Genomic DNA, 25,562 nt, shown 5'->3' on the forward strand with positions numbered 1-25,562 from the left:
ATAGCGTATATAATAGTGCGAAAGAGTTATTTTCGCATAATAAAAAGTACTATTCGGAAGTGCAATAAAGTACATTTCGCACCGCTTCGAGCACTCTTCACTCATCCGTCAAAGCCCAGACGGATGTAAAACAAACCTTTTCATATTCTGAGGTTTCTATTTTACGATTTTCAACTGTCAAGATCTTTTACCATCAAAACGTATATTTATACATTTGCCGTCACATTTTTCAACCTGTCATATTCCGCTTTAAACGTACTCGGAGTACTTCCTGTAAGCCTCCGGAAATATTTGCAGAAAAAACTATCGTTAGCAAAATGCAACCTGTATGCAATCTCATTCACCGACATCGACGTATGACAGAGCATCACCTTTGCTGCAGTTATCACGGCTTTATCTATCCATTCCTTCGCGGTGATGCCACTCGCCTTCCGCACAAGAGTGCCGAGATATCGTTCGCACATACACATTTTGTCGGCATAAAAAGCCAGGCGACGCTCGTCACGACAGTATGTATTGACCAGCGTTATGAACTGTTCGAACACCTCACGTTCACGTGTACGTTCGTTCAACGGCGATGCCATCTGACGTTGCCTAAGCCAGTCAACATAATTGACAAAAGCCGAAGCCATACTGAGCACAGTGTACTGACTGAAGTCGGACTGGTGCACCACATCCCAGATGATGCGCATCATGTCGCCAAGCATCGTCATATCCTTTTCGGACAGAAGTATGTGGAATGAAGACTCTCTTCCACAAAACGATACTGGCAAGCGTCCGTCGAATGCGAAATTAAGAAAATCATCGCCCATAATCATCGCATATGGCCAGAACTCCGGAGTTATACGATTTATCTGAGCTACACTTCCACGTCCCACATACACCAACATACCCTTATGAAACTTCTGGTTCATAAGATTAAGAGTCACATCAGCCTCTCCCCGCATAAGAAGGATAAACCTACTGTCTTCTACCAGAAAAGGAGCACTATTATTCAACACCCTGTCAAAAACACTGTTATATCCCTTGGCCATTGCAAAATCATGTTCGAGAAAAAAGGTCTTGTCGTCAGTCTTTCTACCTTTAACCATCTCGCGCATATCCGAAAAAGAAATGCGGGCAAACTTATTATTTCTCTCTGCCATATTATATATAATAATGTCTTAATCTTGCTTTCACGAGACACCGGACGGATTTGTTCACCACATAAAAAAAACGCCAGCATTTGCGCCTATTTATCCGTCTCTACTGCAAAAGTAATTATTTTACGGTCAAAATGTACAATATATCATTCATGATATTACAAAAAGAACATTCTTACATAAGTAATGATAATGTTGTATAAAGATTTACCCTTTATCTTTGCAACAGATTAAAAAACACAACAAAATATAAGAATGACAAACAGAACATTATTAGCAACCGTCACAACATTACTGTCGCTGTCGGTCAGTGCACAGATAACGCTAGACGAATGCAAGACTTCGGCCAGAGACAACTATCCTGCCGTGAAACAATACCGACTTATAGAACTGAGCCGCGACTACACAGTTGACAACGCCTCCAAGGCGTGGTTGCCCAAAGTAAGTGTTGCGGCAGGAGCCGTTGCCATGACCGACCTTACTGAGAAGATGGCAACAGGCGCGGCAACAGACATAAGTAACGAAATTTATGGAGCCATGCTTCAGGTGAACCAGACCATATACGACGGTGGTACAACGGCTGCAAGAAAACGCGTGACACGCGCCGAAGCCGACGTAGAGAAAGGTCGTCTCGACGTGACAATGTACGACATCAACAGCCGTGTTGAGGAAATTTTCTTCGGAATACTTACCATCGACGAGAAACTGAAACAGATACGACTGCTACAGAACGACCTCGAACTGAGCATGCGCACTGTGAATGGAATGATAAACGGCGGCCTGGCAAACCTGTCGGATAAGGACGCCATAAAGGTAGAACAGCTCAAGGCCTCGCAGCAGGAAAGCAGCCTTACCACCTCACGCGATGCTTACGTCAGAATGCTCGCTGCCTTCACGGGAAAGGATATGCCCTCCTCCACACAGTTTGAGAAACCTTCCGACACCATAACGCCATCCTACGGAACAATAACAAACCGTCGGCCAGAACTGGAATATTACTCAGCACGCCTGCGATTGCTTGACGAACAACGCCACACTCTCGACACGAAGCTACGCCCACAGATATCATTCTTCGGTGCAGCTGTATATCACAACCGCATCAACGACCTTCTGAAAAACGGAACACTTGCGGCAGGTGTCACCCTGAGCTGGAACATAGGAGCACTTTACACCCGCAAAAACGACATAAGAGACATAGAGACACAGAAACTGCAGACAGAATCACAGCGCGAGACATTCCTGCTCAACACACGCATGCAGAACGAGAACTCATACGGCAACATAAACGGTCTGAAAAAACAGATCGCGCTCGACGACGAGATAATCACCCTGCGCGAGAACATAAGGCAGACCACAGAAAAGAAAGTGGAAAACGGCACAGAGACCGTGAACGAACTATTACGCCACATCAACTCCGTAAGCGAGGCGCGGCAGGCAAAGGCAATGCACGAGATCGCACTGATACGCGAGCTCTACTCACTACGCCATACCAACAACATCTGAACAATTGCGCACACATACATATACAACAAACAGGCATACATAATAAAAACAACAAATAAAACAAACAATCATGAAAACAGAGATAATAACACTGTTTACGGCTGCAGCAATAATGACTGCCTGCAGCGGCAAAGACAACGATTTTGACGCCACCGGCACATTTGAGGCCACCGAAATAACCGTATCGGCACTGGAAACCGGACAAATCATGCGACTCAATGCCGAAGAGGGCACCATGCTGAAAGAAGGACAACAGGCCGGACTCATCGATACCGTACAGCTGGCACTTAGCGCCATAAGGATTGGAGCCACACGCGAGAGCATCGCCAGCAGCCGTCCGGACATCCAGGCACAGATTGCCGCCACAAGACAACAGATAGAAAAGGCGGAGATGGAGAAGCTACGCTTCGAGAAACTTGTCGGTGAGAACGCTGCAAACAGAAAACAACTGGACGACGCCGAAAGCACACTGAAGGTGTTGCAGCGTCAGCTTCAGGCACAGCTTTCGACACTTGGAAACAGCACACGCAGCCTCGACAAACAGATGAGTGCCACGGAAATACAGCGTATGCAGATACTCGACCGACTCAACAAATGCAGAATAGTGGCACCGGTGAGCGGAACCGTGATCGAGAAATACGCCGAACAGGGAGAATTTGCGACAACCGGCAAACCGCTGTTCAAGATTGCAGACACACGAAGAATGTACATCAGAGCCTACATCACGTCCAAACAGCTGGCCGATGTGAAAATAGGCCAGAAGGCAAAGGTTACCTGCGACTACGGCAACAAGAAAGGCAAGACATACGACGGAACGGTGACATGGATATCACAGAAGTCTGAATTCACACCGAAAACCATTCTCACCGACGACGAGCGTGCCGACCTCGTATATGCCGTAAAGGTAGCCATTGACAACGACGGCGGCGCAAAGATAGGAATGTATGGCAAAGTGAAATTTCTGAAATGATAGCATTTAACGACATATCAAAAAGTTACGGCAGCGTTGTGGCGCTTGACGGCGTGTCGATAAGAGTGGAACGCGGCGAGATGGTCGCCCTGACCGGATGTGACGGCGCGGGGAAATCGACACTGCTGCGCATCATCACCACACTGCTGCTTCCAGACGGTGGTAACGGAACAGTAGGTGGTTACGACATCCGTAATCAGACTGCCGGCATAAGACGGGTATGCGGATACATGCCCGAAAAATTCTCACTCTACGAAGATCTGACTATTGAGGAGAACCTGAAATTCTACGCCACGATATTCGGTACAAGCATAAAGGAAGGATATGAGAACATAAAAAGCATCTACTGCCAGATAGAACGCTTCAAGAACAGACGTGCCGGAGCCCTTTCGGGCGGTATGAAGCAGAAACTGGCCCTATGTTGTGCACTTGTGCACAAGCCGCAACTGCTGGTGCTCGACGAACCTACCACCGGTGTGGATCCTGTATCGAGAAAGGAATTCTGGGACACTCTCGAAATAATAAACAAAAGCGGCGTGACCATCATTGCAGCCACACCCTACATAGACGAGATAAGAAGATGCCACCGCGCGGTGTTCATTGATAAAGGAACTGTGATGGGAACCGGCTCTCCGGACGAAATACTGACACGCTTCGCCGACATCTTCTGCCCCGGCAAACTGAAAATGGCAGACGCCGACACACATGCCGGACAGATGGATGTAATAAAGGTAAGTCATCTCGTGAAAGCATTCGGACATTTCAGAGCAGTGGACGACATATCGTTCAACGTAAGGAAGGGAGAGATATTCGGATTTCTCGGGGCAAACGGTGCCGGTAAGACCACAGCCATGCGCATGCTTACCGGACTGAGCCAACCTACAGGCGGACATGCCGAAGTGGCCGGATACGACATCGCCACACAATACGAAAAGGTGAAGACACGCATCGGATACATGAGCCAGAAGTTCTCGCTCTACGGCGATCTGACCGTGAAAGAGAACCTCAGACTGTTCGGCGGCATATACGGAATGAAGGATGAGGACATAAGACGAAGAACAGACGAAGCTATAACACAGCTCAACATGAAAGGGCTGGAAAACAAACTTGTAAGAGAACTGCCACCGGGATGGAAACAGAAGATCGCCTTCACGGTGAGCATAATGCACAATCCGGAAGTGGTGTTTCTTGACGAACCCACCGGAGGAGTGGACCCAAAGACAAGAAAACAGTTCTGGCATCTCATATACGAAGCAGCCGGACGCGGCATAACCGTGTTTGTGACAACCCACTATATGGACGAGGCCGAATACTGCGACCGTATATCAATAATGGTGGACGGCAAGATACGTGCCATGGGAACTCCCGACGAACTGATATCAAAATACAAATGTGCCGACATGGACGGCGTATTCACCAAACTTGCCATGATGGCAAAGAGAGGAGACTGAACACAATGAAAGAATTCATAGCATTCATATCAAAAGAGACAAAACACATCATGCGCGACAACCGCACGGTAATGGTACTGTTCGGCATACCGATTGTGATGATGCTGCTGTTCGGCTTTGCCATATCGACAGAGGTGAGAAACGTGAGAATAGTAACGGTAACACCGGTTGAAGACATGCTCACCCGACAGATAACAGAACAGCTGCAGGCATCTGAATACTTCATCGTCACCGGCAGCACCGACTCTCCGGCAAGCGCCATAGAAATGATAAGAAACGGCAAGGCGGACATGGCTGTGATATTCAAGCCACACATGGCCAACCACAGACACGACGGAAGCGCCGACATACAGATAATGACAGATGGCTCCGACCCAAACATGTCCATACAGCACGGCAACTACGTCAGACAGGTTGTGGCAGGAACAATGTACGGACAGTCTGCAACAGCTTCGGCAGCCGAGACAAAACTGCTGTACAATCCGCAAATGAAAAGCTCGTACAACTTCGTACCGGGCATCATGGGCATGCTGATGCTCATCGTATGCACCATGATGACGTCTGTAAGTATTGTGCGAGAGAAGGAACGTGGCAACATGGACATCCTGCTCGTCTCGCCGGTGAAGCCCATCGTCATCATAACAGCCAAGGCCGTACCCTATTTTGTTCTGTCAACACTGATACTGACCTGCATCATCATTATATCGCACTTTGTGCTTGACGTACCCATAGCAGGAAGCATATTCCTAATTGCGCTGGTGTCGTTTCTGTACATAATGCTCGCGTTGTCGCTCGGACTTCTCATAAGCGTTGCCACACAGACGCAAGTCGCCGCGCTGCTTGCCTCAGGAATGATGATGCTTGTGCCCACGCTTCTGCTGTCGGGTATGATCTTCCCGGTGGAAAGCATGCCGCAGATATTACAGTACGTCTCGGCCGTAGTTCCAGCGAGATGGTACATATCCGCCATAAGAAAGCTCATGATAATGGGCGCAGATCCTTCGACGATTGTCAAAGAGACATGTGTACTGCTCATAATGACAGTGATACTGCTTGGCATAGCACTGAAGAAATTTAAAGAACATCTGAAATAAAAAAGCACATGATATGACTATAAAATATCTGTTAGAAAAGGAGTTCAGACAAATCATGCGGAATACGTTCATTCCCAAAATGATTGTCATGTTCCCTATAATAATAATGTGTGTGACGCCTTGGGTGACAAACCTTGAGATAAAAAACATCATAGTAAGCGTTGTCGACAACGACCACTCATCCATATCGTCGCGACTGATACACAGGATTGAGGCTTCCGACTATTTCATATTCGCAGGAACGGAAAGGAGCTACGAGGACGCGATGAAGAAAATAGACATGTGCAAAACAGACGTGGCTGTCGTGATACCCGAAAATTACGAGCGCGACATAACCAACGGCAGACTGCCAAGAATACTTGTAAGCGCAAACGCGGTGAACGGCACAAAGGGCAGCATGGGGTCGGCCTATCTTGCCAACATCATAAACGACAATCTGAAGGAAGCTGTGCATGCAAACACTGCTGTCAACAAAGAGAAACTTACAACATTCTCTCTTTACAACAAAGGACAGGACTATAAGGTATTCATGATTCCGGCACTGATGGCAATACTTATTGTGATGTTCTGCGGATTTCTGCCTGCGCTCAACATAGTGGGCGAAAAAGAAAACGGCACCATAGAACAGATAAATGTGACACCCATAAGCAAATCGACCTTCATCATCGCCAAACTCATTCCTTACTGGATTATCAGCATGATAGTGATGACAATATGCTTTCTGCTGTCCTGGATTGTCTACGGCATCACCCCTGAAGGAAACATCCTGCTGCTCTATATGCTTGCAATGCTGCTTGCACTGACTTTCAGCGGCATCGGACTGGTGATAAGCAACTACAGCCGTGTGATGCAGCAGGCGATGTTTGTCATGTGGTTTGTCATGGTGTGCATGATTCTGCTCAGCGGACTGTTCACGCCGGTCAGCTCCATGCCCGACTGGGCTATCTACATCACGACGATAAATCCGATGAAATATTTTATCGACGGCATGCGTACCGTATTCATAAAGGGCGGAACATTCGGCAACATACTTCCACAGACCACTGCACTGGCTGTTTTCGCCGCCGCAGCAAACACTCTGGCAATATACAGTTATAAAAAGAACGGATAATAAATCTGTAAAACAAAATATCAATAAGACGGACAGTCACAAAAAAAGAAGAATGACAGAAACGCCTTCTGCCATTCTTCTCCTTCTTTTTGCTTCGCAGGTTTTCTTACTTTTTCTTCATTTCAAAATCAAATCTCTTGGGTTCGAAGCCTATGCTGCTTCCTCCAACCTGCACTTCATCAACATCAATATTAAACTTCAAATTTGTTGTCTTGCATTCATAATTGGCTCCGTCAACAGGCAGAACATTTACTGTTATGTCCATCTGCTCATCCTCTTCTCCCTCAACCTCAGACGGTATAGTAACAGATATGTTGAACGGTTTGGGATCCATTGCGAAAAGAATGCTGTCTTTCTTTTCTGTGAGTTCCGGCTTATAACCAATCTTGTACTCCACTTTTCCTACTGCTTCAACAATCTTGTCGGCGAGAGCCTCGTCACCAACAACGGAAACTACAATGTTTTTGATTGGAAAATCGTCGAAATATATGGTGTCGTTGTCAACCTTTGCTGTCACAGCTTCGCTCACAGACGAATCATCAGAAGCATCCTGCAGGGAAATGTCCGAGAAAGCCATATTTCCTGTATAGGAACCATACATGTCCTGTACAACCGGTGTGTGTGGCGGATTGTCGTCTTCATCATCACATGAAGTGAAAGCAACAACACTTCCCATTAAGAACATCAACATATAGAAATTTTGTAACTTGAATATCTTTTTCATATTTTCTGTTTTTAAGTTATACTTACGTTAAGTTTATCAGCTGATTCAATAACATAAATACCGTGGGATAAGAATAATTGCATAGCCAAATGTTAATAAATCATTATTCCTGTATATATAACAAAATATAACATAACACCACATTATTATATATAATTATCACTCAGATAAAAGAAATTTTGCGTTATTATAAGAACACAAGGCATGAAAACTATTTAACGTGAGTTCGATGTCATCCACATCTCCGGGAGTAATCATGAAGTTTAGAAGTTCTCCACGTTCGTTACATATCAGATGCAATTTGAATCCGAAGAACCAGCCCATAGAACATTTTCTTCTTTGTGATATTCCTTGAACGTTTTATGAATATGGATTCTCTGGTTCTTGCATACACGTAAGGGAGTGCTGTCAACAAAACTGATACCCGTGCATTTGCCCAAAAGAAACTTCTTGATGAACAGGGCCAATGGGATGCCCACTTCTTTTTCCAATTCAACAAAACGGTTATAAGAAACGACTTTGGAAAAGAGGTGACGCATATGCTTGCAGACCTTTTCCTGATAGAAGTGCTTCAGACATCGATACCCGGAATCATGAAAAAGTATCATGACAAGCATGATTTCAGCCTTGGACATGGTGGAATCACGGTGATAATTGCGTTTTGCGGTAGGTTTAAGCGTATATTTTGACATCATAGCATCAAAAAAATTTGCAAAAATCATCTGCCATACAAAATAATTCTATAACTTTGCTGTCGGTGATCATAGCGATTATTGTTCGTAATACTTTATAATTCAACACTATAAATATACAAACTAATCACCAAATTTACAAGCACTTACAATTCGCCGAACTCACGTTAATATATACAGATCTCTTAGTGTTGCTGCATCTAGTTTTGAATTCTGGAATGGTAAACAAGAAATACAAGATGAAAAAAAATAGACGGTATTACATTTTAATCTTGCTACTTGATGTATTCGCAATATTATTATGGATATATTTTTTAGCAATTAGCATTCTAAATAGTTCAACTATTTGGACGAAGGTATTTTTTGCTGTAATGGAGGTTATCAGCATCTTCAACTTGTATAGGAACTACCGCTCTTACTCGAAAAGCGGCAAATAGATTCCACTGTCCGGCCTGTTAGTGAAGGTCAGACAGAACATATCATTCAGAGACACACCGCATGAGAGGGCACAAACCACTCTACTATCAAGTTGATTAATACGAATATCCCTTCAACAGTCTTCTTTCAATACACGGTGATGACCCAAAAGCTAAATTTCATAAGGGCGAACTTACAAACAAAAACTTAGTCATCGTAATTCTATTAATAAGAGCATTATCATAGAACCAAAATGAGTTTGATAATGCTCTTTTATACTTAGAACATACAATTTGTAGTTTTTAGAAAATGTATTTTAACGTGGGTTCGATGAATATTGGTGATTAGCGAAAACACCGGACGAAAACGGTGCTCAATGGAAATGCCGTGAGATAGGTTTTATTCATGAATCACCACTGAATGACAAGAACTTACAGACAACGCGGTGTGGTATAAAACATGACAGCGCAGTCCATCACGTGATAAAAAATTCACATTGCGACAACCTGCCGATCAATCATCTGCGAAAAAGCAACGCACAATTTCCACGCTATACTTCACGGCTCATCATCACGTTTTTAAAGAAAACCCGGACGAGGAACTTACAGTTTTTCTTGACTATTTTTTGACAAACGAAAATCGCGAAAGAGATGTAAAGAAATGTTAAATATCACATAATAAAGGCTCATTCATCCCGTATCATCTTTTCATATAACCTGTAGTGCAGTCTGGAATGGTCCATATCACATTCCGATCATGCCTGTTTGGGGCTCTGATTACGCCCATATCAAGGTGTGATATAGTGCATTTCAGCCCATGATATGGGCAATATCGCATGCTGAAACGGTGCATTTTGCACGACAGAAAAACAACCATCAGACATAAACCACTGACGTTCAACACTTTACATAAACTTCTCATTTCTCGCGAATTTGCGTCCGAAGGAGAGTCTGCGCGCAAATACGCGCTGGATTTTTGGGGTAGAACAGAAAACTCAGACGGAAAAACCGCGGGATACTGAAAATCTGTAAGTGCCCCATATTGCTTTCATCCCAAGAGAGAAAAACAGTGCCATTTAAGGATTGAAACCACTGTTTTTATTGAAACCTGCCCTACTGTTTTCTGCCGGATACAGAAAAGTTGCGGCCATATACGACCACATCAGAACGATAATCACAGAACCACAAAAGAAAGGAAAAAGAAAAAGCCATAACCGGAAAACCGATTATGGCTAAACTTCTGTTTTAGATTGTAGCGGGACCCAGGATTGAACTGGGGACCTCATGATTATGAATCATGCGCTCTAACCAGCTGAGCTATCCCGCCTTTCGTTTTTGCGAGTGCAAAGGTAATACAATTTTATTAAACTGCAAAATATTTTTCCACTTTTTATTGTTTTAAATATCAAATATATTATTTTTGCACCATAAACAGGTAAGATGTAAGATGTTCTGGAGAAAACAACCTACACCATATACCAGATGAAAAAAAGAAAAATAACAATAGAGCAAAGACTGAATTCTAAATCTCCAAATATTATATGGAACCTTATCGGAACTCCTGAGGGATTGGGGAAATGGATCGCTGATGAAATAAAACAGGAAAATGGCATACTGACATTTACCTGGGGAATGGTATGGAGCAGTCATGAAATAAGACGTGCGAAAATAACCGAGTGTGAGAAATTCTGCCACATACGCTTTGTATGGGAAGACGAGGACGACGAGAACGCGTATGTGGAATTGAGAATGGAGAAAAACATACTGACCGGAGAATACACACTGCATATAACCGATTTTGCGGAAGAAGAAGACGTGGACGGTCTGCAGGGAATATGGCGTGACAACATGAAAAGACTGCACCGCACAAGCGGTCTGTAACCCGTGAGCACACCTATTAAATAAATAATAAAAAAGCATAAATAGGACTATTTCTTATTTTTTTTACTAATTTTGCAGGCTGACATGCACGCCGTTGTGCAAAAAGTTTCGCCCACAATGTTTCGTATAAAAAAATTAGATATATTCATCGCCAAACAGTTCGGCATCCTTTTTATAGGAACATTTTTCATCTGCCAGTTTGTGCTGATGATGCAATTTTTATGGAGATACATTGACAAACTGATAGGAAAAGGCCTGTCAATGGACGTGCTGGCACAGTTTTTCTGGTACATGGGACTTATGCTTGTGCCACAGGCTTTTCCGTTGGCAATTCTGCTCTCATCACTCATAACATTCGGAAACCTTGGCGAAAGCAGCGAGCTTACAGCCATAAAGGCAGCCGGCATATCGCTGATGCAGACATTCAGGTCGCTCATTGTCATTTCCATACTTGTCTGTCTGGCATCATTCTATTTTCAGAACAGCGTAGGACCTGCCGCCAACATGAAGATGGGACAGATCATGATGTCAATGAAGCAGAAAAGTCCGGAGCTTGAAATACCGGAAGGTGTCTTCTATGACGGCATACCGAACAGCAACCTGTATGTGCAGAAGAAAGACATGAATACAGGTAAGCTCTACGGCATAATGATCTACCGCATGACCGGCAGCTATGAAGACCAGGCCATAATACTCGCCGACTCAGGTATGCTGCAGGCCACGGCTGAGAAAAAACACATGCTGCTGACACTGTGGGACGGAGAATGGTTTGAGAACATGAAGTCGCAGGAATTCGCCAACAGTGCATCCGTGCCATACAGACGCGAGACTTTTGTGAACAAGAAGATTGTGCTCGATTACGACGGCGACTTCAATATGGCGGACGCCACATCTCTTTCAAACGACGCCCGCGCCAAAAGTCTTACGCAGATAAACCACTTCATCGACTCAATAAGACACGACTATGACAGCATAGGACGTGTATATTACAATTATGACCAGATGGCGTTCTATTCACTCCCGGTTGTTTCAAAGAAAGATTCGATAACAGCAGTGAAAAGAGCCGGGGAGGTCACATTCAATGTAGATTCAGCCTATGCAAAGCTGTCGCCGGAGAAAAAACGTATGGCAGCCAACGACGCACTGAACAAGATACAGCAGCATGTGAGCGACCTCGACTTCAAAAGCATGATCACCAACGATGGAGACAAGCTTATAAGGCAGCACAAGATTGAGCGTATCGCAAAATTCACACTGGCTCTGTCATGTCTTGTATTCTTCTTTATCGGCGCACCTCTTGGAGCGATCATACGAAAAGGCGGTCTCGGTATGCCGGTGATAATATCAGTGCTGGTTTTCATCGTGTATTATATTCTTGAGAATTCGGGCAGCCGCATGGCACGCGGAGGCATGTGGAGCATCTGGTTCGGAACCAGTCTGGCATCCGCAGTGCTCATTCCTACTGCTATTTTCTTCACATACAAGGCTAACAAGGATTCCACCGTATTCAATATCGACATGTATATCAACATATTGCGCAAACTTCTCGGATTAAGGATTAAACGTCATGTCGCCGCAAAGGAAGTGATAATAGAAAATCCTGATTACGAGAAAGATGCCGCAAGATTGCAGAAAATAAGTACGGAAATCTACGAATACTCCAAGCAGCACAAACTGAAATCCGCTCCAAACTGGATAAAAGTATTCTTCAGATATGAGGCGGATCATGAAATAGAACGCATAAACAGCGAACTGGAGGAAATCATTGAGGATCTGGCAAACACAAAAGACAGTGTGATACTTAATGAACTCAACACATATCCTATAATATCAGAAAAGGCACATACAAGACCTTTCGACCGCAAGTGGCTCAACATTGCTGCGGCCATCATAGTGCCGCTGGGCATTATACTTTATGTCAGAATGTGGCGTTACAGGCTAAGACTGCTGCAGGATCTGAAAAATATAAAGAAAACAAACGATAGAATAATAGCGCGGATAAACAAGATGTGAAACCGCCGGAACAACAATATAAATACAACAAGAATATTAATAAAGAACATAAAAATATGACAGAGTTCAATCTCAACAGCATTGAAGATGCGATAAAAGATTTTAAGGAAGGAAAATTCGTAATAGTAGTTGACGACGAAGACCGCGAAAACGAAGGCGACCTGATTATCGCTGCAGAAAAGATAACGGCAGAGAAAGTGAATTTCATGCTGAAGAATGCACGTGGAGTCCTTTGTGCTCCGGTAACACTCTCACGCTGCGAGGAGCTTGACCTGCCAAGACAAGTGAGCAACAATACATCCATGCTCGGCACACCTTTCACTGTGACAATAGACAAACTGGAAGGATGTACCACCGGTGTTTCAGCTCACGACCGGGCTGAAACAATAAAGGCGCTCGCAGATCCGGCCTCCACGCCTCAGACATTCGGACGACCAGGCCATATAAATCCGTTGTATGCACAAGACAACGGAGTATTGAGACGCTGCGGACACACCGAAGCTACCATAGACCTTTGCAAACTGGCAGGACTCTACCCCGCCGGAGCACTGATGGAAATAATGAACGAGGACGGCACAATGGCACGAATGCCAGAACTGATAGAAATGGCAGAGAAATGGGGTCTGAGAATAATTACCATCAAGGACCTTATCGCCTATCGTCTGAAAAAAGAATCTATAATTGAAATAGGCGAAGAAGTTGACATGCCGACAGAATACGGACACTTCCGCCTAATTCCTTTCCGTCAGCAAAGCAACGGCATGGAGCATATGGCACTTGTAAAAGGTGAATGGACCGAAGATGAGCCCATTCTTGTAAGAGTACATTCATCATGCGCTACAGGCGACATACTTGGAAGCAAGAGATGCGACTGCGGTGAACAGCTCCACAAGGCCATGCAGATGATTGAAAAAGAAGGCAAAGGCGTACTAATATACATGCAACAGGAAGGACGCGGAATCGGTCTTATGAACAAAATTGCGGCATACAAACTGCAGGAGGAAGGCTACGACACTGTGGACGCCAACATACATCTCGGTTTCCAGCCGGACGAGCGTGACTACGGATGCGGCGCACAGATATTGCGCAAGCTTGGTGTGCACAAGATGAGACTCATGACCAACAATCCGGTAAAACGCGTAGGACTTGAAGCATACGGACTGGAAATAACCGAGAATGTTCCGATAGAAATAACGCCGAACGAATACAACGAGCGTTATCTGAAAACAAAACGTGACAGAATGGGACACACTCTGCACCTGAAATAAAAACAACGGTTCCGCAAAAATATCCGTGTACAAAAAGAAAGCCATGCCATACCTTATTATAGAAGGAGTGATTGTTTCAATCTCCGTAATGTTGGGTGTTGCAATAGGAGCAAAATCCGGCAACATTAAATCAGGTCTGGCATTAGGAATTCTTACAGGAGGCTTTATTTCTGCTATAATTCATGTATTCATATACATAAAAAACAGAAGAAATTTGTGAAACCGCAAAATATTACAAATCCATTAATAATGGAGAAATATACTATCTTTTCTTTCGTCAGAATGAATTAATTTTTTAATTTTGCAAAATAAAAACACGAAAATTATGGCACAATTATCTGATCGTCTGAACAGACTCGCACCATCTGCAACACTCGCAATGTCGCAGAAAAGCAGCGAGATGAAAGCACAAGGCATTGACGTTATAAATCTGAGTGTGGGAGAACCCGACTTCAATACTCCTGATCAAATCAAAAACGCTGCCAAGGAAGCTGTTGACAACAATTATTCTCGTTATTCTCCAGTACCGGGATATGCCGATCTGAGAAAAGCCATTGTTGCAAAACTGAAAAACGAAAACAATCTGGAATACACCATCAATGAGATATTGGTGTCAAACGGAGCAAAACAAAGCGTATGCAACACCGTAATGGCTCTCGTTAATGACGGTGACGAAGTAATTATACCAACACCATATTGGGTAAGTTATCCACAAATGGTAAAGCTGGCTGGTGGTAATCCTGTCTTTATCAATGCAGGCTTTGAACAGAATTTCAAAATAACTGCACAACAGCTCGAGGAAGCCATAACTCCGAAAACAAGAATGCTTATTCTTTGCTCACCGAGCAATCCTACCGGAAGTGTCTATACAAAAGAAGAGCTTGAAAGTCTTGCTGAAGTAATAAAGAGACATGAAAACCTCTTTGTACTTGCAGATGAAATATACGAGCACATCAATTACACAGGACATCACGAAAGCATTGCACAGTTTGATGGAATGAAAGAGCGCTCTATAATTGTCAACGGTGTTTCTAAAGCATACGCCATGACAGGATGGCGCATCGGATTCATCGCAGCACCGGAATGGATAGTAAAAGGATGCAATAAACTTCAGGGACAATATACAAGCGGTCCTTGTTCTGTAAGCCAGAAGGCCGCAGAAGCAGCATACACTCTTCCACAAGACTGCGTTGAAACAATGAGACAGGCTTTCGAACGCCGTCGCAATCTCATTGTTGAATTGGCAAAAGACATTCCCGGACTTGAGGTCAACATACCGCAAGGAGCATTTTATCTGTTCCCGAAATGCAGCAGTTTCTACGGAAAGAGCGACGGAAACCGCACAATAAACAATTCAACAGACTTCGCAATGTACCTTCTTGAAGTAGGTCACGTGGCAACTGTTGCCGGTGATGCATTCGGAGATCCGGAATGTTTCCGTATGAGTTATGCTACAAGTGACGAAAACATACGTGAAGCAATGAACAGAATAAAGAATGTGCTTTCACGCCTGAAATAACGTCAAACAGCACTGATGTCAGACTAATTTAAAGAAATTCATTGTTAAAATACGCAAATACAAGTTTCAATTATACTTAAATTGCTATCTTTGCCTCTAGAATACATACCAGAAAGCAAAATTACACATAGCAATAAGAGTAAACAGTCGACAATAAGATAAAAAAATAACAACCAAAAAATTTATTAACAACTAAAATTAAAATTTTAAATTATGGCAACTACACAAAAAAACAGCCCCAAATCTCAGGGCTTCCAAGGAGTTAGAGACGCAATTTGGATCATAGTAATATGTGGCGTAATTGCATTCTGTTTTTATGAATTCTTCCTCGGTGGCCCGTCAAACTTCCACGGCGGAGACAACAGTGGCGAACCTGCAAACCTGCTTGGTACAATCTACAAAGGAGGTATCGTCGTTCCTGTAATCTTCACATTGCTTTTCACAGTTATTTCACTTGGTGTTGAGCGTTATCTTGCTCTTCGCTCTGCATTCGGTAAAATGCCTTTGGCTAAATTTACTGCACAGATCAAAGAAGCTATCAAGAGCGGTGATTTCGCTGCTGCTCATCAGCTTTGCGACAAGATGAGAGGTTCTGTAGCAAACGTTGTTTCTGCTTCTCTCAACGCATATGAGGATATGGAAAAGACTTCAGGCATCAAGAAGAGCCAGAAGATCGCTAAGATCCAGCAGGCACACGAAGAAGCTACTCAGCTTGAAATGCCTACTCTTCAGATGAACCTTCCTATCGTTGCAACAATCGTAACACTCGGTACTCTTACCGCTCTGTTCGGAACCGTTGTCGGTATGATCCGTTCTTTCGCAGCTCTGGCAGCCGGTGGTGGTGCTGACTCTCAGGCTCTTTCAACTGGTATTTCTGAGGCGTTGGTTAACACAGCATCAGGTATTTTGACATCTTGGTTCGCTGTTATTATCTATAACTTCTTTACAAACAAAATCGACAAGCTGACATACGCTCTCGATGAAGTTGGTTACACTATCGCACAGACATACGAAGCCAACCACGGAGAAGAGGCTTAATTTTTGCTAACCCTTTAAACTTTTATCACTATGGGTAAAGTAAAAATTAAGAAAAATGACATCTGGATCGATATGACTCCTATGTCCGACGTGATGGTGCTTTTGCTGACATTCTTCATGTTGACATCAACATTCGTGAAGAATGATCCTGTAAAAGTTCTCACCCCGGGTTCGGTGTCGGAGATCAAAGTTCCGGAAAAAGATGTCTTGAACGTACATGTTGCCAAAGATGGCAAAGTGTTCATGACCATTGACAACACAAACGATCTTGTTTCAATGGTTGATGCTATGGCAGGAAAATTCGGAGTATCCCTTACAGGCACTCAGATGGAGACGCTTAAAAAGCACTCTATGCTCGGTGTAAGTATGGACAAACTGACAGCTTATCTCAGTCTTCCTGAGGATCAGATGTCTGAAGCCATACAGAAAGAGGGAATCCCGACAGACAGTATTGATGACGGCACAGGCAAGAAAGATAAGAGCGAATTCCAGCTCTGGGTTTCAGAAGCACGCAATGTGAATGAGAACATCAAGATTGCTATCAAAGCCGACCAGGACACTCCTTATAGTGCCATCAAGACTGTTATGTCAGAGCTTCAGGATATGAGTGAGAACCGTTACTATCTCATAACTTCATTAAAAACAGAGGAGGACTAAAGAATGGCAAAGCAAAAAGCAAGCAAGCAGAAAAAAATGAATGTCCGTGTAGACTTTACGCCTATGGTGGACATGATGATGCTTCTTATCACATTCTTCATGCTCTGTACCTCACTGGCAAAGCCACAGACAATGGAGTTGAGTATGCCAAGTAACGATAAGAACCAGACAGATGAAGACAAGTCTGTATCAAAAGCTTCATACACTATTACAATATATGTTGGAGCAGACGATCAGATTTACTACATCGCCGGACTTCCAAAATATGATGATCCGACATGTCTGAAGAAGACTACATGGGGCAAAGACGGAATCCGCAAGGTTCTCATTACACACGTTACAGAAGATGGAACCCAACCTGTTCAGCAGGTAATGCTTGCAAAAGCAAAACTTGATGAAAAGAAATTGGCAGATCCAAACTATCCCGACTCTCTTTACAACAAAGAACTGTCAAAGATCAAGTCTGGTGAGATAAACGGACAGAAAATATCAACAATGACCGTTATTATCAAAGCCACAGACAAATCAGCTTATAAAAATCTGATTAAGGCACTCGATGAAATGCAGATATGCAGCATTGGTAAATATGTGATCGACAAGATTAACCCGGACGACCAGAAACTTCTCGACAAAGTCGGAGTGAAATAGTCGTTGAATGTTGAACAATTAAAACGAAAAGACTATGTCAAAAATAGATTTGATTTCAAACGACTGGGTTGATTTAGTATTTGAAGGTCGCAATCACTCTTACGGAGCATACAGACTCCGCAGAAGTACAACCAAGCGTAATATAATTGCTATCATCTCAGTATTGATTTTGGTTGTTGCTTGTTTCGTTATACTTACTCTTAAGAATATCGTTGACGAGCAGAGAGCCAAAGTAGCCGTAACACAGGTAACCGAGCTTACAAAACTTGATCAGCCCAAAAAGAAACCAGAGGTCAAGCAGAAGAAGGTTGAGATTCAGCAGCCGGAAAAGGTCGTTGAACGTGTGAAGAGCTCTATCAAGTTTACTGCTCCTGTCATCAAGAAAGACGAAGAAGTAAAACCTGAAGAGGAACTCAAGACACAGGACGAACTTATGAACACAAAAGTTGCCATCGGTACATTTGACGTAAAAGGTAATGACGATGCCAACGGTGAAGTGCTCAAGGCCAAGGAAGTAATCGCACAGCCAGAACCACCGAAAGAAGAGGAAAACAAAGTCTTCGAAGTGGTAGAGCAGATGCCTACATTCCCAGGCGGTGACGCTGCTTTGATGAAGTATCTGCAGGAGAACACTCACTATCCAACGATTGCAGCAGAAAACGGCGTACAGGGTCGTGTTGTTGTAGGTTTCGTTGTTGAGAAAGACGGTTCTATCACAGATGTAACAGTCATCAAGTCTCAAGATCCATCACTTGACCGTGAAGCAGCACGCGTTGTAAAGAGCATGCCACGCTGGATTCCTGGTAAGCAGAACGGATCTGCCGTACGTGTAAAATATCAGGTACCGGTTACATTCAGATTACAGTAACAAAATAAAAGGAATGAGAAAAGAAAAAATATCTTACATATTCGTAGGATTAGCACTGCTTGCATGTCTTTGCGTCTCTTGCAATAAGAAACGCAAAGACGGCAGGACAGATACATATTCGTCAGGGGTGATAAGTTTCGCCTCTGACGAAAGTTTTAGTCCCATAATAGAAGAAGAACGCGAAATCTTCGAAATGATGTACAATCAGGCTAAGGTAAATCCTATCTACACAAACGAGTCAGATGCAATCAATATGCTACTAAAAGGCAAGGTTTGTCTGGCAATAACAGCCCGAGATTTCAAGGAAAATGAAAGGCAAAATCTACGTGATAGAAGATTCAATCCACGCTCAAATGCCATAGCCTACGATGCACTCGCACTCATCGTAAATAATCAAAATAATGACACTTGCATATCAGTAAAAGATATTGCAAATATACTCAGCGGTAAAGCTACAAAATGGAGCGACATATATCCAAATTCAAAACATGGAGATATTGTAGTTGTATTTGATAACATGAAATCAAGCACCGTACATTTTGCAGAAGACAGCATTCTTGGTGGAAAGCCCATTACAAGTCCAAATGTGTATGCAACAAAGAAAACCGCAGATGTCATCGATTACGTAGAAAAGACACCAAATGCCATAGGTATCATTGGCAGCAACTGGCTCAACGACAAGCGTGACTCAACAAACCTCACATTCAAGAAAAACATACGTGTAATGTCTGTCAGCAGAATAGATGATGCAACACCGGCCAACAGTTGGAAACCATACCAGTATTACATGTATAATGGAAACTATCCGCTTACACGCACAATATGGGCACTGTTGAACGACCCATTACGTGGTCTGCCTTGGGGATTCTCCAATTTCATTTCATCCCCTAAAGGACAGATGATTATATTCAACGCAGGACTACTGCCTGTACAAGGCAACATCACTATCCGTGATGTTAACGTGACAAGTGACTGACACTCCGCAAACCTGCAAACAAAAAAGAATATTCAAATAAAACATCATAAAGGATATGAAAGCAATAAAATATTTATTAATCGGAGCTTTGATGATAGGCATCAACACTCCATCTACAGCACAGGAAGACCATAAAGCTGTTATTGAGCAACTCACTAAAGTTATAAAATCTGACGCAGCCGACAAGGAGGATCAGATAAAGGATCTCTTCAAAGAGTACAAGAAAGAGCCAGACGTAATTGTAGCTATAGGTCGTGCATACCTCGACATTAAAGACACTGAGAATGCCAAGAAGTATGCTGATATGGCCATCAAGCGCGACAAGAACTATGGTGACGCCTATGTATTGGCTGGTGACATCGAAGTTATCAACGACAATGGTGGTGCAGCATCAGCACTTTTCGAGCAGGCCATCTACTTCGATCCGAAAAACCCCAACGGATATCGTCGTTATGCACAGGTAAACAGCAAAGCCAACCCGGCAGCAGCTGTTGAAAAACTGGAAGAACTCAAGAAGCAGGTACCTGACTATCCTATAGCACTTATCTCCGCCGAGATATTCAGCAAATCAGGAGATCTTGACAAAGCAATCCAGTACTATGCACAGGTTGACAAATCTCAGATGGAAGACTATCAGCTGGTAGACTTCGCACTCTCTTACTTCCTCAAAGGCGAATTTGAGAAGAGTCTTGAGATTTCACAGTTTGGAAACAACAAGTTCCCACGCAATCCTGCCCTCAACCGTATTTCTTTCTTCGACCTCACCAACCTCAAGCGCTACGACGAAGCTCTGCAGTATGCAGAAAAACTCTTCAATGCTTCTGAAGAAACAAAGATAACCGAAAGCGACTACCTCTACTACGGTTATGCACACCTGGGCAAGGGCAACTACGACGATGCAATCGCTATGTTCCAGAAGTCTATCGAGAACAACCAGGACAACGAGGCTGACAAGAACGACGCAATGAAGAACATCGCCGAAGCATACAAGAAAAAAGGTGATTTCACAAATGCTATCAGCACATACGAGAAATATCTTGACAACCTGAAACAGAAGACAGCCAACGACATCCACACACTTGCAACAATGTACATGGCAGAGGCATCAGACTCTACTGTGGCAGAAGACAAGAAGAAATTGTATTATGCCAAGGCTGACTCAATCTATGCTGAAATGGCAGACAAAATGCCAAGTGTAGCAGACTTCGCAACACTCCAGCGTGCTCACATAGGTTATGCACTCGACCCTGAAACAAAAGACGGTCTGGCAAAACCTCACTACGAGAAACTGGTTGAACTCATCCTCGCAAAACCAGAGAAGGATGACACAGACAACACACGTCTGATAGAATCATACCGTTATCTGGGTTATTACTACCTGCTGAAGGATGACAAAACTAACTCAGACAGTTACTGGAACAAGATTCTTGAAATCGACCCAGAAAATGCAATGGCTAAACAGGCACTCAGCTTGACAAAGGCAAAATAAAAACATCATTCAAATAATTCAAACGCATGCGACAATATTCAGTCGCATGCGTTTTTTTATGCAATATAATCCTAATACATTAAACCAAAACGCATATCATTAAGACAATACTACCATAAATTCCTATCTACACCACTTATCCTGCAACTTTGAAATATCCAGAAACGTCAAACCGAAAAGAAGACCTAATACAAACAATCTAAAAATTCGCACACATGATAAAGAACAAGCCAGCCAGAATATGCGCATACACCGTGCTCACTATTACATTGTTCCTCACTGTGGCATTCATTCTCGCACGTTTCGTTTTCCGCAATCAGATAGTAGTCTATGCTCATAAACTGCTTTATGAAGAAAGACTCAACACACTTCGTTTATCACCCGACTATGACTCAAAAACAACTGATAGCCTCACCTTCACTATCCTGCGCGACAGCGTCATTGCCGACAGCATATACAAATATTTCCGTCTTGACACCATCATCAAAACCAATGCATCCACATGGAACAATGCCAAAGCACTTGCAACATTTGTTCATAAGAACATACCACACACAAACCAGAATGACATCAGTCCGGATAAAAGAAACGCAATAGACCTGTGGAAATATCATAAAAACGGCAACAGACCGCTCAACTGCCTATATCACGCCATACTACTCCACGAACTCATGCTCGCAGCAGGCATTACTAACAGGTATGTGAACTGCATGCCTGCCGACTCCACCGACAACGACTGTCACGTAGTAAACAATGTATGGCTGCCCGAAACCGGCAGATGGGCCATGATAGACTCCGACCAAGGCGCATACATATGCGACAAAAACGGCACTCCCCTGTCGCTTGAAGCCATGCGCAATAGTATAAAAGAAGGACACAACATAAAAGACAAATATCTTATACGCGGCAAAAAACGCACCGACTATATAAGTTATTGGACAAAAAAACTATATTGGTTCTACACCAACCGACACATAGGCTTTGGACAGTCCATGCCACTCGATGCTCAGCGCGTGGCACTCATACCTGAAGGTTTCACCCTTCCTCCCGAAAACAAAAACTATATCACGACAAGCAATCCACAACAATTCTGGAATATAAAATAAAATCTTATACTAACAAAAAGACATATTATTCCATACAACACACAGCCCGACTCCAACACTTATGCAAAAACAAAGCTACGAATAACTAAGCTTATTAATACAGAATGACTATTCCCATTCTGCATTAATAAGCAATACTAACCTCACTAGGACACAATATTCACAGCCAAACATGCAACTGGTCATAAATACGCGATTTATAAGCATAGTCACTAAATTTACTGGCAATCTGTCATTTGACTCAAAATGCGTCATAATCATATGAATCGCCTTACTAAAATCCTTTTCCACCACATAATAAAGATAGTTTCATCCATTCTAAAGTTTCATTCCATGTCACATAAAAGCATTTTCAATGCTCCATTCTTAACTGATATCGTCTCGTCGCTCTCAAGCTGACAAGTAAATAATTTACACAATACAACTTAGGATTAACAAATTACTAACGGACTAGTGATATAAAAATATCTATATGCTTTATATAAATAATGAAAATATCAGTATTGAAGAATCTATTTAAATTATTAAATTAATAACTAAAAAACTACGGAAAAGAATAATCTTTATTATATGTTATTCTTTTCCGTAAAAATACAAATTAATTTTAAATAAAATACTTATAAGCTATACTTCAGAACTATCCTATAAAATAAGGATAAAAAATCGTTTCCTCACTAATAACTATTTATATTTCAATCAAATTTTACGAACATTAATTATAAATCAAAACTTTACTTTAGTATTTTTACCCAAACAACGTAAAAGGTATATTCCAGATGTCATCTTTATACTAGTATTACTGCCTTTATAAACCAAACGACCTTGAATATCATACAGACAAACAAGATGTCCTGAAGGGTTAAGCATCATTCCATTTTTAATACTTATGTTATTATTCGTAACAAAAGACTCAATTCCGGATAAAGACATCTTCTGCAAATTAAATTCTTTCCAAATATCAGCAGACTTATAAGCTTCCAACGCATCGTCAAAAACATAAACAGGAATATTACGATCAACTTCTTCAAAAGTTGTCTCCGATATAGTTGGCGGTACAACAACTTTAATCGTCATCTCTTTAAGCGAAGTACAATGTTTAAAAGCACCACCCCCGATAGATTTCACATTGTCTGGAATTGTTACAGAAGTAAGATTTTTGCATTCATCGAAAGCGCACTCCCTAATCATTGTAACACTACTCGGTATTTGATAATATGTATTACTCTTGCATGCTGGATATTTTATCAATTTGCTTTTATCTTTATTAAATAGTATTCCATCTTCAGAATGGAACAAAGCATTATTATTATCTACAGATATATAAGTGAGGGACTTACACCCAGAAAAGACCATGTTTCCTATAAAAGCTACGTTATCAGGAATGTTTATTGAAGTAATAAGCTCACAATCTCTGAACGCCTCATTTCCAATGAATGTCACACCTTCAGGAATGACAATAGAAGTAAGTGATATACAACCGGCGAATACCTTATCTCCAATTGCTGTCACACTGTTAGGTATATCGATAGAAGTAAGTGCAGAGCATCCTTCAAACGTAGTATTGAGCGATGTAACAGTCTCTGGAATATTAACTGAAACAAGTGAATTGCATCCACCAAAAGTTCCTCCAAGTACTGTCACACCATTTGGTATGTACACAGAAGTAAGAGCATCACACTCAGAGAAAGCATTATCTCCTATTTCTGTTACACTTTCCGGAATACTTATAGAAACAAGTGACTTACAATCCATAAAAGCACCCGATCCTATTCTTACAACATTCCCCGGTATATTTACAGAAACAAGTGACTTACACCCAGAAAAAGCAACATTGTCTATTTCTGTTACACTTTCAGGGATACTTACGGAAACAAGTGACTCACACATAGAAAAAGCTTTGAATCCTATTCTTGTTACACTCTCAGGTATACTTACAGAAACAAGTGACTTACACCCGGAAAAAACATCATATCCTCCTATTTCTGTTATTCCATCCGGTATTATAACTGAAGCCAGATACCTGCAATTTTCGAACGCACCATCCTCTATATGTAGAACACCATTTGGTATATTATAATCTTTGTTTATTTTTCCGGCCGGATATTTTATCAACCTTGTTTTATCCTTACTAAAAAGAACACCTTCATCAGAACAATAATTTTTATTGTCACTACTAACATTTATAGCTGTAAGCGACTCACATTTTTCGAAAGCATAGTAGCCGATATCAGTAACGCTTTCTGGTATATTTACCGAAAGGAGTGATTTGCAACCGGAGAAAGCCCATTCATCAATATATGCAAGATAATCGGGCAGTACAATAGAAGTAAGTAATTCACACCCTTCAAATGCATTATTGCGAATAACGCCCATATAGGTTGGCAATGTTATAGAGATTAGCGATTTACATCCTTTAAAAGCATTCGAGCCAATATCAGTCACGTAATACTCCACCCCATTATAAATTACACTATTAGGAATAACGATATCACCTGAAAGGGAACTATAATTTTCAGTTTCGTCATCTGTTTCATAGGTTACTTCTACAGACTTACTCCCTGTACTGTTAAGAATGTTATAACAAAGTCCATCAACTCTAAAATCATAAGCCTTTACACTAATTGTTGTCAATAAGGCTATAAAAACTGTAAATAATAATTTTTTTCCCATAGCTATTTATATTATACCATTAATAAAACTGTCATAATCTATTTGTATAAAAAACATACATACTTCAATCATTATATACTAAATTTCTTTACATAACTACACACAATACCTCATGGTAAGAAAACAACCACATTACATTACAAATATACAAAAAATATCATATCAACACAGGCATAATGTAATATTTTTTAATTATTTCAATACAAACCACATATAATACACTCTTTAAATCATATATTTTATCATTAGTGTCCGGTATGCTGACCACCTATGTTAATAACAGGCATATACCGACACATTGATAAAATATTAAATAAAAGCGCACA

20 protein-coding genes, 1 tRNA gene and 1 pseudogene are annotated in these 25,562 nt (G+C 42.1%); 17 read left to right on the forward strand and 5 right to left on the reverse strand.

Translation table 11 applies throughout. From position 1 onward, the window contains the following. Positions 1–206: 206 nt before the first annotated feature. The gene (locus tag WKT13_RS06270; RefSeq protein WP_340323282.1) at positions 207–1,145 is read right to left on the reverse strand and encodes a helix-turn-helix domain-containing protein; all 939 of its coding nucleotides are present in this window, start codon (positions 1,143–1,145) and stop codon (positions 207–209) included. A gap of 252 nt (positions 1,146–1,397) precedes the next feature. On the opposite strand from WKT13_RS06270, the gene WKT13_RS06275 reads away from it, so the two are divergent. The 5 genes from WKT13_RS06275 to WKT13_RS06295 all read left to right on the forward strand — a co-directional run bounded on the left by WKT13_RS06275 (position 1,398) and on the right by WKT13_RS06295 (position 7,271). Then, positions 1,398–2,645, forward strand: a complete 1,248-nt coding sequence (locus WKT13_RS06275; protein ID WP_340323283.1) for a TolC family protein — start codon at positions 1,398–1,400, stop codon at positions 2,643–2,645. 70 nt (positions 2,646–2,715) lie between these two features. Next, on the forward strand, positions 2,716–3,615 hold the full coding sequence (locus tag WKT13_RS06280; RefSeq protein ID WP_340323284.1) for an HlyD family secretion protein: 900 nt from the start codon (positions 2,716–2,718) through the stop codon (positions 3,613–3,615). Next, positions 3,612–5,066, forward strand: a complete 1,455-nt coding sequence (locus WKT13_RS06285) for an ATP-binding cassette domain-containing protein (protein ID WP_340323285.1) — start codon at positions 3,612–3,614, stop codon at positions 5,064–5,066. The genes WKT13_RS06280 and WKT13_RS06285 overlap by 4 nt, the downstream gene beginning before the upstream one ends. A 5-nt stretch (positions 5,067–5,071) precedes the next feature. Beyond that, positions 5,072–6,160: an ABC transporter permease gene (locus WKT13_RS06290; protein WP_340323286.1), complete on the forward strand. Its 1,089-nt coding sequence runs from the start codon at positions 5,072–5,074 to the stop codon at positions 6,158–6,160. Positions 6,161–6,173: 13 nt separating this feature from the next. Further along, the gene (locus WKT13_RS06295) at positions 6,174–7,271 is read left to right on the forward strand and encodes an ABC transporter permease (protein WP_340323287.1); all 1,098 of its coding nucleotides are present in this window, start codon (positions 6,174–6,176) and stop codon (positions 7,269–7,271) included. A 106-nt stretch (positions 7,272–7,377) separates the two neighbouring features. Here WKT13_RS06295 and WKT13_RS06300 read toward each other — a convergent pair whose 3' ends face one another. From WKT13_RS06300 to WKT13_RS06310, 3 genes and pseudogenes are all read right to left on the reverse strand, one after another. Continuing rightward, the gene (locus WKT13_RS06300; protein ID WP_340323288.1) at positions 7,378–7,995 is read right to left on the reverse strand and encodes a DUF4840 domain-containing protein; all 618 of its coding nucleotides are present in this window, start codon (positions 7,993–7,995) and stop codon (positions 7,378–7,380) included. 231 nt (positions 7,996–8,226) lie between these two features. After that, positions 8,227–8,760 (reverse strand): annotated as a pseudogene (locus tag WKT13_RS06305) (transposase); the annotation flags it as partial. A gap of 1,596 nt (positions 8,761–10,356) precedes the next feature. Further along, a tRNA-Met gene (locus WKT13_RS06310) sits at positions 10,357–10,430 on the reverse strand. A 155-nt stretch (positions 10,431–10,585) separates the two neighbouring features. On the opposite strand from WKT13_RS06310, the gene WKT13_RS06315 reads away from it, so the two are divergent. The 12 genes from WKT13_RS06315 (at position 10,586) to WKT13_RS06370 (ending at position 22,566) form a co-directional block, all read left to right on the forward strand. After that, a complete protein-coding gene (locus tag WKT13_RS06315; RefSeq protein WP_298619467.1) occupies positions 10,586–10,984 on the forward strand; it encodes an START-like domain-containing protein in 399 nt (132 codons plus the stop codon). Between the two features lie 117 nt (positions 10,985–11,101). After that, complete coding sequence (locus WKT13_RS06320) at positions 11,102–12,997, forward strand: LptF/LptG family permease (protein WP_298619465.1); 1,896 nt, start codon at positions 11,102–11,104, stop codon at positions 12,995–12,997. A gap of 56 nt (positions 12,998–13,053) precedes the next feature. After that, on the forward strand, positions 13,054–14,265 hold the full coding sequence (locus WKT13_RS06325) for a bifunctional 3,4-dihydroxy-2-butanone-4-phosphate synthase/GTP cyclohydrolase II (RefSeq protein WP_340323289.1): 1,212 nt from the start codon (positions 13,054–13,056) through the stop codon (positions 14,263–14,265). 43 nt (positions 14,266–14,308) lie between these two features. Next, positions 14,309–14,485 (forward strand): hypothetical protein, encoded by a 177-nt coding sequence (locus tag WKT13_RS06330; protein ID WP_340323290.1) that lies wholly within the window; start codon positions 14,309–14,311, stop codon positions 14,483–14,485. A 105-nt stretch (positions 14,486–14,590) separates the two neighbouring features. Next, positions 14,591–15,784, forward strand: coding sequence for a pyridoxal phosphate-dependent aminotransferase (locus tag WKT13_RS06335; RefSeq protein ID WP_340323291.1), 1,194 nt, complete (start codon positions 14,591–14,593; stop codon positions 15,782–15,784). A 213-nt stretch (positions 15,785–15,997) separates the two neighbouring features. Then, positions 15,998–16,822, forward strand: coding sequence for a MotA/TolQ/ExbB proton channel family protein (locus WKT13_RS06340; RefSeq protein WP_298619455.1), 825 nt, complete (start codon positions 15,998–16,000; stop codon positions 16,820–16,822). Between the two features lie 30 nt (positions 16,823–16,852). Continuing rightward, entirely contained in the window at positions 16,853–17,479 is a 627-nt protein-coding gene (locus tag WKT13_RS06345) for an ExbD/TolR family protein (protein ID WP_340323292.1), read from the forward strand. Positions 17,480–17,482: 3 nt separating this feature from the next. Continuing rightward, on the forward strand, positions 17,483–18,127 hold the full coding sequence (locus WKT13_RS06350) for an ExbD/TolR family protein (protein ID WP_340323293.1): 645 nt from the start codon (positions 17,483–17,485) through the stop codon (positions 18,125–18,127). A 34-nt stretch (positions 18,128–18,161) separates the two neighbouring features. Beyond that, entirely contained in the window at positions 18,162–18,995 is an 834-nt protein-coding gene (locus tag WKT13_RS06355) for an energy transducer TonB (RefSeq protein ID WP_340323294.1), read from the forward strand. Between the two features lie 13 nt (positions 18,996–19,008). After that, the gene (locus WKT13_RS06360; protein ID WP_340323295.1) at positions 19,009–19,971 is read left to right on the forward strand and encodes a PstS family phosphate ABC transporter substrate-binding protein; all 963 of its coding nucleotides are present in this window, start codon (positions 19,009–19,011) and stop codon (positions 19,969–19,971) included. A gap of 55 nt (positions 19,972–20,026) precedes the next feature. Beyond that, a complete protein-coding gene (locus tag WKT13_RS06365) occupies positions 20,027–21,460 on the forward strand; it encodes a tetratricopeptide repeat protein (RefSeq protein ID WP_340323296.1) in 1,434 nt (477 codons plus the stop codon). A gap of 215 nt (positions 21,461–21,675) precedes the next feature. Further along, the gene (locus tag WKT13_RS06370) at positions 21,676–22,566 is read left to right on the forward strand and encodes a transglutaminase-like domain-containing protein (RefSeq protein WP_340323297.1); all 891 of its coding nucleotides are present in this window, start codon (positions 21,676–21,678) and stop codon (positions 22,564–22,566) included. A 723-nt stretch (positions 22,567–23,289) separates the two neighbouring features. Here the strand turns inward: WKT13_RS06370 and WKT13_RS06375 are convergent. Next, entirely contained in the window at positions 23,290–25,236 is a 1,947-nt protein-coding gene (locus tag WKT13_RS06375; RefSeq protein ID WP_340323298.1) for a leucine-rich repeat domain-containing protein, read from the reverse strand. Positions 25,237–25,562: the final 326 nt, after the last annotated feature.

The sequence above is a fragment of the Prevotella sp. HCN-7019 genome (assembly GCF_037890215.1).
In the GTDB taxonomy this organism is placed as follows: Bacteria; Bacteroidota; Bacteroidia; order Bacteroidales; family Bacteroidaceae; genus Prevotella.